This is a genomic window from Orlajensenia flava (assembly GCF_004801905.1).
Taxonomy (GTDB): Bacteria; Actinomycetota; Actinomycetes; order Actinomycetales; family Microbacteriaceae; genus Orlajensenia; species Orlajensenia flava.
On the sequence record NZ_SSSN01000015.1, the window covers coordinates 146,317 to 155,734 of the forward strand.

9 protein-coding genes are annotated in these 9,418 nt (G+C 67.5%); 3 read left to right on the forward strand and 6 right to left on the reverse strand.

Annotation, left to right across the window (positions count from 1 at the left end):
- Window positions 1-34: 34 nt before the first annotated feature.
- Genes resB through E6C70_RS16300 form a run of 4 tightly spaced genes read right to left on the reverse strand, consistent with a single transcriptional unit; the run spans window position 35 to window position 3,774 of the window.
- The gene (resB, locus tag E6C70_RS16285; RefSeq protein ID WP_136425553.1) at window positions 35-1,792 is read right to left on the reverse strand and encodes a cytochrome c biogenesis protein ResB; all 1,758 of its coding nucleotides are present in this window, start codon (window positions 1,790-1,792) and stop codon (window positions 35-37) included.
- Complete coding sequence (locus E6C70_RS16290; protein ID WP_136425554.1) at window positions 1,776-2,531, reverse strand: cytochrome c biogenesis CcdA family protein; 756 nt, start codon at window positions 2,529-2,531, stop codon at window positions 1,776-1,778. The genes resB and E6C70_RS16290 overlap by 17 nt, the downstream gene beginning before the upstream one ends.
- Window positions 2,531-3,130, reverse strand: a complete 600-nt coding sequence (locus E6C70_RS16295; protein WP_136425555.1) for a TlpA family protein disulfide reductase — start codon at window positions 3,128-3,130, stop codon at window positions 2,531-2,533. Before E6C70_RS16295 ends, E6C70_RS16290 begins: the two co-directional genes overlap by 1 nt.
- Complete coding sequence (locus tag E6C70_RS16300) at window positions 3,130-3,774, reverse strand: histidine phosphatase family protein (RefSeq protein WP_136425556.1); 645 nt, start codon at window positions 3,772-3,774, stop codon at window positions 3,130-3,132. Before E6C70_RS16300 ends, E6C70_RS16295 begins: the two co-directional genes overlap by 1 nt.
- 110 nt (window positions 3,775-3,884) lie before the next feature.
- Between E6C70_RS16300 and aspS the strand changes: the two genes are divergently transcribed.
- On the forward strand, window positions 3,885-5,225 hold the full coding sequence (gene aspS / locus E6C70_RS16305; protein ID WP_168770997.1) for an aspartate--tRNA(Asn) ligase: 1,341 nt from the start codon (window positions 3,885-3,887) through the stop codon (window positions 5,223-5,225).
- Window positions 5,226-5,270: 45 nt separating this feature from the next.
- On the opposite strand, the gene E6C70_RS16310 is transcribed toward aspS, so the two are convergent.
- Both E6C70_RS16310 and E6C70_RS16315 read right to left on the reverse strand, forming a co-directional pair.
- Window positions 5,271-5,942, reverse strand: coding sequence for a GAP family protein (locus tag E6C70_RS16310; protein ID WP_136425558.1), 672 nt, complete (start codon window positions 5,940-5,942; stop codon window positions 5,271-5,273).
- A gap of 13 nt (window positions 5,943-5,955) precedes the next feature.
- Window positions 5,956-7,602 (reverse strand): SulP family inorganic anion transporter, encoded by a 1,647-nt coding sequence (locus E6C70_RS16315; protein ID WP_136425559.1) that lies wholly within the window; start codon window positions 7,600-7,602, stop codon window positions 5,956-5,958.
- A gap of 90 nt (window positions 7,603-7,692) precedes the next feature.
- Here E6C70_RS16315 and E6C70_RS16320 point away from each other — a divergent pair, with 90 nt between their 5' ends.
- Complete coding sequence (locus tag E6C70_RS16320) at window positions 7,693-8,592, forward strand: formylglycine-generating enzyme family protein (RefSeq protein WP_136425560.1); 900 nt, start codon at window positions 7,693-7,695, stop codon at window positions 8,590-8,592.
- A gap of 310 nt (window positions 8,593-8,902) precedes the next feature.
- Window positions 8,903-9,304, forward strand: coding sequence for an SHOCT domain-containing protein (locus E6C70_RS16325; RefSeq protein WP_136425561.1), 402 nt, complete (start codon window positions 8,903-8,905; stop codon window positions 9,302-9,304).
- Window positions 9,305-9,418 lie beyond the last annotated feature (114 nt).

The following is a 9,418-nucleotide window of genomic DNA, read 5'->3' on the forward strand; positions in this document are numbered from 1 at the left end:
GGGCGATGACGGATATCTCGTCGAAGTTCACGGCCTACGCCTCGCTGTTCTTCTCGGGTACTGGCTTCTCGGCAGCGGGAGGGGCGGATGCGCCGAGCCCGGCTGCGTGTCTGTCCGCGACGGCGGTGACGGCGGCCTTCAGGCCGGGATCCTCGCCTCGTGCAAGTCCAGCGTATTCGATGATGAGCGCGCCATCGCGGCCTTCGTCTGCACGAACCTTCACCCAGATGCGCCGGCGCGGGATGAACAGCGAGACGATGAGGCCGCCGAGGATGAGTGCGGCGAACAGGGCGACCCACCCCTGCGTCGGGTCGTGGTGGAAGTCGAGCGACGCGAACCGGGAAACGGACTGCGAGTAGTCGTCTGTTGATGCGGTCGGCGACGCGTTCTCGAAGGTGACGGATCCGAGGCCGTTCGGCAGCTGCTGGGTCTGGCCGGGCATGAGCTCGAGCGCCTTGGAGGCAGCCTTGCCGCCCGCGATCTCGGTCATCGTGTCGGTGTTCAGCGTGTACACCGACGTCGGCGTGCCCTTGTCGATGCCGAGGTCGCCCTCGAACACCTGCATGGTCAGCACGGGGTACTCCAGGTCAGGGTAGCTCGAGAAGAAGGGGGGTTGCTTGGCGCCTTGAGTCGGGTAGAACAGCCCGATCATGCCGATCTGCTTGGCGAGGCCGTCGGGCACCTTGACGATGCCGATGGAGGTGAGCTGGGGGTCCTGCGGAAGAAACGGGATGCTGTCGGTGAAGACGACCTTGCCGCTCGGGTCCTTGACCGTGATGGTCGGCGCGTAGCCGTTGCCGAGCAGGTAGATGTCGGTGCCGCCGGTGCGGAGCGGCTCGTTGACCTTGATGCGCTGCTTGGTCGGCTTCTGGCCCTGGTGCGAGACCGAGACGGAGGCGAGGTAGTCGATCGGCTGCCCGAACGCCTTCGCGTTCTTCTGCTCGTACGTCACCGACATGTCATCGAGGGTGAGGGAGTACGGGTCGAGCGCGTCGGGGCTGAAGAACCGTCCGGGGTTGAACGAGTCGTAGGCGGAGAGGGTGTTGACGAACGTCTGGCCCTCCACGAGCACGCGCTGGCCCGTGAATCCCCATCCGCTGCCGAAGCCGACGGTGATGAGCATGCCCACGAGCGCGGAGTGGAAGATGAGGTTTCCGGTCTCGCGCAGGTACCCGCGCTCCGCCGAGACGCTCTTCTCGCCGCGGGACTCGAACAGCGCCACGCGGTAGCCCGCCGACTTGAGCTGCGACCGGGCGGCCTCGATCGCCGCATCAGCGTCGGCGTTCGCCGTCCGTTCGGTATGCACGTCGAGGCGGGAGAGGCGGGCCGGTGTGCGGGGCGGCTTGGCGCGGAGCGCCTCGAGGTGGTGCTTGGTGCGCGGGATGACGCAGCCGATGAGGGAGATGAACAGCAGCAGGTAGATGGCCGAGAACCAGGCCGAGCTGTAGACGTCGAACGCCTGCAGCTTGTCGAGGAAGGGCGCGAGGTGGGGGTTGTCGCGGAAGTACTGCGTGACACCGTTCGGGTCACTCGAGCGCTGGGGCACGAGGGAGCCCGGCACCGCCGCGATCGCGAGCAGCAGCAGCAGGAACAGCGCCGTTCGCATGCTCGTGAGTTGCCGCCAGAACCAGCGCAGCCAGCCGACGAAGCCGAGCTTCGGGCTGGTGACGGAATCGTCGACGGATGCCGGTGCCTGCGAATCGACGTGGTCGTCGGGCCGGGCGAGGTTCGCCTCGCCGTCGCCGTCGTGCGCACGCTCGTCGGGAGTGCGGTCGTCAGAGGAAGAGGTCAAAGCTCGCCATCACCGCCTGCAGGCTCGACATCCACGCTGTCCAGACTCCCGTCACCATCAACAGGCCCACCACGATGAGCAGTGAGCCGCCCACGATATTGATCGCCCGAATATGCCGCTTGAAGAATGCCACGGCGCCCGTCACCCAGCTGAAGCCGAGAGCGACCAGGAGGAATGGGACGCCGAGGCCGATGCAGTAGGCCACTCCGAGGAGCGCCCCTCGCCAGACCGACGCCGAACTGAGCGAGAGGTTGAGCACGGCGGCGAGCGTCGGCCCGATGCAGGGCGTCCACCCGATGCCGAAGACGATGCCCAGCAGCGGAGCGCCGGCGAGGCCGGTCGCCGGTCGCCAGCCCGGCTTGATGGTGCGCTGCAGGAAGGTGAACTGGCCGATGAAGACGAGTCCCATGAGGATGACGACGACGCCGAGCACGCGGAAGATCAGGTCGGAGTACACCTTCAACCAGATTCCGATCGCGCCCGCCGCGGCCGAGAAGGCGACGAACACGAGGGTGAACCCGAGCACGAACAACGCGACGCCGAGCAGAAGCCGGCGGCGGTAGTGACGTTCGACGCGCGCGTCGCCTGAGGCATCCGTGAACCCGCCGACATAGCCGAGGTAGCCGGGCACCAGCGGCAGCACGCACGGGGAAAGGAAGGAGACCAGCCCTGCGGCGATGGCGATGGGCACGGCGGCGAGCAACTGCCCGCTCATCACGATGTCTCCGACTCCGCCCATCAGTCGGTTTCGGCGATGGTGTCGCGCACAAGGGTCTCGAGGATGTCGGGGCTCTGCAGCTGACCCAGGATGCGCGCGGCCACGCGATGCTTCGCGTCGAGCACGAGCGTGGTCGGCACGGCGTTCGGCGGAACGGTACCGGCGAAGGCGAGCTGAACGCTTCCGGTCTGGGCGTCGATGATCGACGGATAGCCGACCGAGTAGGTCTGCTCGAAGGAGGCGGCGGTGGCGGCCTGGTCCCGCACGTTCACGCCGACGAAGGTGGCACCCTTGCCGCCGAACTCCTTGTTGATCTTCTCGAGGTCGCCCGCCTCGGCACGGCAGGGCGCGCATGCGGCGTACCAGAAGTTGACCACCATGACCTGGCCCGCCTGGTCGGCCGAGGAGAACGGGTCGCCGCTCTCGGTGGTTCCGCTGAACTCGACCGCCGCAGCGCGATCCTTCTGGGCGATCTCGGTGACCGTGCCGTCGCCGGCGACGTAGTTCTTGCCTGAGCCCGCCTTGTACTGGTCGGCGAGCGGCTCACTCGAGCAGCCGGCGAGGGCGAGCGTCGCACTCAAGGCGAGAGCCACGACCGCGGTGAGGTGGCGCCCGCGCATCAGACGGCGCCCACGTCGGTGGCCGAGCCGCTGAGGTGCGCCGCGGGGTCGGAGTAGCCGACCTCGACGTAACGGTCGCCGTGCTTCTCGAGGCTCGTGATGCTCGACAGGTTGCAGCGGCGAGTGCCCGGGTTGTGCGCGAGGCCCTTGCCCGCGACCGATCGGGCGACCATCGTGATGCAGGCCTGGTGGCTGACGATCACGACGTCGCCTCCATCGACCGAGGCGTCGGCATCCGCGATCCCCGCCATCATGCGAGAGACGATGGACGAGAACGGCTCACCCCAGCTGGGCTTGAACGGGTTGGCCATGTACCGCCAGTTGCGTGGGTCACGGAGGGCGCCGCCCGGTCCGCGCATCCGCTTGCCCTCGAAGGCGTTGGTCGGCTCGACGAAGCGCTCGTCGGTCTGAATGGGCAGCGCGAAGGCGGTAGCAATGGGGGAGGCCGACTGCTGGGCGCGCAGCAGGGGCGACGCGAACAGGGCGCTCACCGGGCGACCGGATGCGGTGAGCTCATCGCCTGCCGCCTGGGCCATCTGCACGCCGAGCGGCGACAGGCCGAAGCCGTCGAGTCGTCCGTAGAGCACGTGCTCGGGGTTGGCCACCTCGCCGTGCCGCACGAGATGGATGCGGGATGCTGGCACCCCCCAATACTACGGAGCGCCTTGCCGCGAGTTCGCCGAGAGCGCGGGGCGCCGTGCTGAGCAGTCCGGGCCGACGGGCGCCCGGCATCGCGCGGGTAGAATCGTCGCTTGTGACTTCCCGCACCCTTGTCAAGAACCTCGCCTCCCTCGCCGACGGCCCTGTGACCGTCTCCGGATGGGTGGACACCGTGCGCGACCAGAAGAAGGTGCAGTTCGTCATCCTGCGCGACGAGTCCGGTGCCGTGCAGCTCGTGAACCCCGCCGTACGCGAACTCGATGAGGCCGACAACGCCTCGGCTGCGCGCCTGGCGACGACCGAGGCCATCTCGGCGCTCTCGCACGGCTCGTTCATCACGGTCTCCGGAGAGCTGAAGAAGGACGAGCGCGTCAAGCTCGGTGGCCTCGAGGTGAAGATCGGGTCGCTCGAGATCGTCGCCGAGGCGAACCCCGAGACGCCGATCGCCGCCGACTCCAGCCTCGACAAGCGGATGGACTGGCGCTTCCTCGACCTCCGTCAGCCGCGTCAGGCGCTCATCTTCCGCATCCAGACCACGTTCCTGCACGCGCTGCGCACGTACTGGGTCGAGAACGACTTCGTCGAGATCCACACCCCGAAGCTCATGGCGAGCGCCAGCGAGTCGCGCGCCGAGCTCTTCGAGGTCGGCTACTTCGAGGGCAAGGCCTACCTCGCCCAGAGCCCGCAGTTCTTCAAGCAGATGGCGCAACCGGCCGGGTTCGGCAAGGTGTTCGAGGTCGGTCCCGCGTTCCGCGCCGACCCGTCGTTCACCTCGCGTCACGCGACCGAGTTCACGTCGGTCGACGCCGAGATCAGCTGGGTGGGTTCGCATGAGGACGTCATGAAGCTGCACGAGGAGCTCATGGTCGCGGGCTTCAGCGCCGTCAAGGCCAAGCACGGCGCCGAGATCGCCGAGCTGTTCGGCATCGAGCTCGAGGTTCCCACTACCCCGTTCCCCCGCATCCCGCTGGCCGAGGCGAAGCAGATCGTCGCGGACCGCGGCTACGAGATCCCGCGCGCGGACGACGACATGGACCCCGAGGGCGAGCGTCAGATCTCCGCGTACGTCAAGGAGGAGTTCGGCCACGACTTCGTGTTCCTGACCGACTACGCGTCCAGCATCCGGCCGTTCTACCACATGCGCAACGCGGCGGATGAGTCGATCACCAACTCGTACGACCTCATCTACAACGGCACGGAGATCTCGACGGGCGCGCAGCGCGAGCACCGCATCGACGTCCTGGTCGAGAACGCGAAGTCGAAGGGCCTCGACCCCGAGGAGCTGGGTTTCTACCTCGACTTCTTCCGGTATGGCGTTCCGCCGCACGGTGGATTCGGCATGGGCCTGGCCCGAGTGCTGATGCTCATGCTGGGCGAGTCGTCCATCCGCGAGACCACCTACCTGTTCCGCGGACCGACGCGACTGCTGCCGTAGCACCGCGCTAGGCGCGTGGCCCCTCGGGAGGCCGCGACGACAGGATCAGAAGCTGCCGATTCCCTTGCCGACCATGACCACGCCGATTACCAGCAGGAGGATGGCCATGACCGTCGTGTTGTTGTGCACCAGCCACCCCCGCAAGCTTTGGAGCGGCGCAGCCATTCGGTCTGCCGCGACGAGGTAGGCGATGACCGGCACGGCGACCGAGCTCGCGGCGATGACGATGAAGACGACGATCGCGATGACCTCGGCGCCGACGGATGCCCCGGCTCCGCCGATCGCCACGCCCCCTCCGGCCGCCATCAGCAGGTTCTTCGGGTTGACGGCCGAGAGCAGGAAGCCGAGCACGAGGGCGCGCTGAACGTTCATCGTGTCGATCGCGCTCATCCACTTGGGCAGAGCGGGCTCGGCGTCACCCGTCGGTCGGCCGCGGAACTGCCGCGCCGCGAGCAGGAGGAGGAGCGCTCCGAGGATGATCTTGATCCAGCCGGCGATCGGCTTCGACGCGTCCGGATCGGATGCGGGGATGATGGACGCGAGCAGTGTGAAGACGACGACCGCCACGGTGATGCCGACCACCCAGCCGATCAGGAACCCGACACTGGTGCCTCGCGCCTTCGGCGAGAGCAGCATGAGGATGGCGGCGATGATCGGGATCGGGCTGATCGCGACGCCCAGCGCAAGGGGGAGGATCTCCCCGATGATCGAACCCATTGTCGTTCTCCTCTCAGCGAGTCTCCGTCAGCGCCCCGATGGCTGAGCGGTTGGTCGCGTACACCTGTTGGTCGCCGAGGATGCCGAGGTGTCGCATCCGATCCGCCACGGGAGGCCGCAGGCGACTGAAGCCCAGCGTCACGTCGTTGTCGTCGAGCCACTGCGTCATCGACTCGAACGCCTCCGCCGCCGTCACGTCGACATCCGTCACGCCCTCCATGTCGATGACCAGATGCTGCACGGACCCGTCGGGTGCTGCCGTGATCGCCCGCTTGACGGCATCCGAGAAGACGGTCCCGTTCGCGAAGAAGAGGGGTGCGGCCATCCGCACGACGATGACCCCGGGCGCCGTGACGGAGCCGACGGGCGCGTCCTCGAGGAGCGAGCTCTGCGGGTCGTCGTCGGAACCGAGAACGTCGATCGCGGGGTTGGCGGCACGCTTGGCCAGGTTGATGAGAGCCAGCACGAAGGCGACGACGATGCCCGGAATCGATCCCACGAACAGGGTGACCAGAAAGCAGACGGCGCCGATGGCGAACTCGAAACGATCGGCGCGCCAGAGGGCGATGAAATCGCGGATGCCGAGCAGCGGCAGCACGGCGACACCCACGATGGCGCCGATAGCCGGAGAAGGGATGTCCGCGAGCAGTGCGGTGCCGAACAGCAGGAGCAGGAGTGTGCCGACCGCGAGCACGAGGGACGGCAACTGGGTGCGAGAGCCCGCCGAGTCCATGGCCGCGGTGCGGGAGGTCGACGAGCCGACCGCGAAGGATCCGCTGGCGCCAGCGGCGACGTTGGCGACGCCGAACGCCAACAGGTCGCGGTTCGGGCTCGTGGGGTAGTCCCTCTTCTCTCCGAAGGAGCGCGACACCAGGAGGCCTTCGGCCGTCGTGACGAGCGTCAACGCGATCGCCGACGGCACCAGCAGCAGCCACGTCTTCCAGTCGATGATGGGCCAGGTCAGTGCCGGCGGTCCGGCCGGAACCGCCCCGAGCACCGAGACGCCGGCCGCATCGAGGTGGGCGATGACGACGACCAGGGTCGCCACGACGAGCACGACCAGCGCCCAGGGAACCGCCGCCGCGAAGCGCTTGCCGAGCAGGAGCACGATGACGGAGATGACGGAGATGGCGAGCGAGATCAGGTTCGTCGTCCCGATGCCGGAGACCAGCCCGACCACCTTGTCGACGAACTCACCGCCGGAATCGATCGTGACGCCGAGCATCTTGGCTATCTGGCTCACCAGGATGTCGAGTGCGAGGCCGCCGACGAACCCGACCAGGATCGGCTTGGACAGGAAGTTGGCGAGGAATCCGAGCCGGAAGAAGGCGAGCAGCAGGAACATCCCGCCGCAGAGGATTGCCTGAGCGAGCGCGAGGGTTGCGTAGTCGGCGCTCCCGGCAACGGCCAGCCCGCCGATGGAGGATGCGACCAGCGCGGCGGCCGCGGCATCCGGAGACGCCACCAGCTGACGGGACGACACGATCAGGGCGTACAGGATCGTCGGCACGATGAGCGCGTAGAGGCCCGCCGTGGGAGGCAGCCCGGCGATCTGCGCGTAGCCGATGTTGAGCGGGATGGCGATCGCCAGCAGGGTCACGCCGGCCACGAGCTCACGGACGATGTTGCTTCCGTTCAGGCCGGCCAAGGGCTTCTGCATGGGTCCGCTCCTCCTCTGGCCAACCTATCGGGAGGAGACGTCGCGTGGCAGCATCCTGCGCCTTAGGCTCGGATGGTGAACGAGACGCCGATGGCACTCATCGATGGGGGAAGCTTCCGGATGGGATCCGCGGCGTTCTACGCCGACGAGACGCCGGTGCACGAGCGGACCGTCACCGCGTTCGAGATGGACACGCATCCGGTGACGAATGCCCAGTTCGCCGCGTTCGTCGATGAGACCGGCTATGTCACCGTCGCCGAGCGGCCGCTCGATCCGGCGGACTTCCCGGGCGCCGATCCGGCCGACCTGGTGCCCGGCGGACTGGTCTTCGCACCCACAGCCGGCCCGGTCGACCTGCGCGACTGGCGGCAGTGGTGGCGGTGGGGCGCCGGCGCGAGCTGGCGGCAGCCTTTCGGCGCGGAATCGGGCATCGACGACCGGCTCGACCACCCGGTCGTGCAGGTGAGCTTCGAGGATGCACAGGCCTACGCGTCATGGGCAGGCAAACGGCTGCCGACCGAGGCGGAGTGGGAGTTCGCCGCCCGGGGTGGCCTCGACCAGGCGCTGTACGTGTGGGGCGATGAGCCCGATTCGCCCGGCGCCCTCGGCGGCAACCATTGGCAGGGGCGATTCCCGTACCTGAACACAGGGGCGAACGGATGGGTGGGCACATCGCCCGTCGGGACGTTCCCGCCCAACGGCTACGGTCTCTTCGACTGCGCCGGAAACGTGTGGGAGTGGACCACCGACTACTACACCGAACGTCACGTGCTGCCGGGTGCTGCATCCGTCGACGCCGGCAGTCGGGTCAACCTACTGGCCGCTGCGAGCGCCGAACCGGGATCGCGCATTCCGCGGCGCGTGCTCAAGGGAGGCTCGCACCTGTGCGCGCCGGAGTACTGCCTGCGATACCGGCCGGCCGCGCGATCCCCCCAGGCCGACGACACGGCAACGACGCACATCGGCTTCCGGTGCGTGCGCGACATCTGAACGGCTCGCACGAGGGTGATCCTCGAAGCGAAGGAGCACGCATCCCGATCGGATGTCGAGGCTCTCACGTCCAGCTTGATCTCACCGCGGAATTGGACGACTCATGCTGACCAACCCGCCGTTGTCGCGTGCTCCGCCGACGCGCCCGCGTCCGATCTGTGACGATAGCGCGCCGTGTGGGAAAGGGCGGGAACCTACGGAACGCGAATCAGCGCCGTTCTCCACCGTCAGCGGATGCAGCGCTAGATTGAACCAGCAGCCGTAGGCCGGCCGGTCCGCGGATACCCTCACTCAGAGAAAGGAGATCTCCATGGACTGGAGCAACTTCTGGAGCATCATCTGGCTATTCTTCTGGAGCTTCGCGTTCATCGCCTACCTGATGGCGCTGTTCTCCATCATCGGAGACCTGTTCCGCGACCACACCCTCAACGGATGGTGGAAGGCCCTGTGGATCATCTTCCTGATCTTCGCTCCCTTCATCACCGCACTGGTGTACCTGATCGTCCGCGGGCAGGGCATGGCCGAGCGTTCGCAGAAGGCCGCGAAGCAGGCCCAGTCGCAGGCGGATGACTACATCAAGTCGGTCGCCGGAACCAGCGCGTCCGACGAGATCGCCAAGGCCAAGAGCCTGCTCGACGCGGGGACGATCACCCAGGACGAGTACAACCTGCTGAAGGCCAAGGCGCTGCAGCACCCGGCTCAGACCGTCTGACCCACGGTCTCACGGAGGGCGTCGGCTTCGGCTGGCGCCCCTCGTCGTGTCGGGGCGGGTTTCGAAGCTTCTATATGTCAATGGGGGCAGAGGAGTGGGAAGAGTTCGCGGCAG

Bases quoted from the DNA above. Each gene is read 5' to 3' on its own strand.
- E6C70_RS16315 (WP_136425559.1), bottom strand. From the start codon at position 7,602: ATGCAGAAGCCCTTGGCCGGCCTGAACGGAAGCAACATCGTCCGTGAG.
- E6C70_RS16310 (WP_136425558.1), bottom strand. From the start codon at position 5,942: ATGGGTTCGATCATCGGGGAGATCCTCCCCCTTGCGCTGGGCGTCGCG.
- E6C70_RS16290 (WP_136425554.1), bottom strand. From the start codon at position 2,531: ATGGGCGGAGTCGGAGACATCGTGATGAGCGGGCAGTTGCTCGCCGCC.
- E6C70_RS16325 (WP_136425561.1), top strand. From the start codon at position 8,903: ATGGACTGGAGCAACTTCTGGAGCATCATCTGGCTATTCTTCTGGAGC.
- E6C70_RS16320 (WP_136425560.1), top strand. From the start codon at position 7,693: ATGGCACTCATCGATGGGGGAAGCTTCCGGATGGGATCCGCGGCGTTC.
- E6C70_RS16295 (WP_136425555.1), bottom strand. From the start codon at position 3,130: ATGCGCGGGCGCCACCTCACCGCGGTCGTGGCTCTCGCCTTGAGTGCG.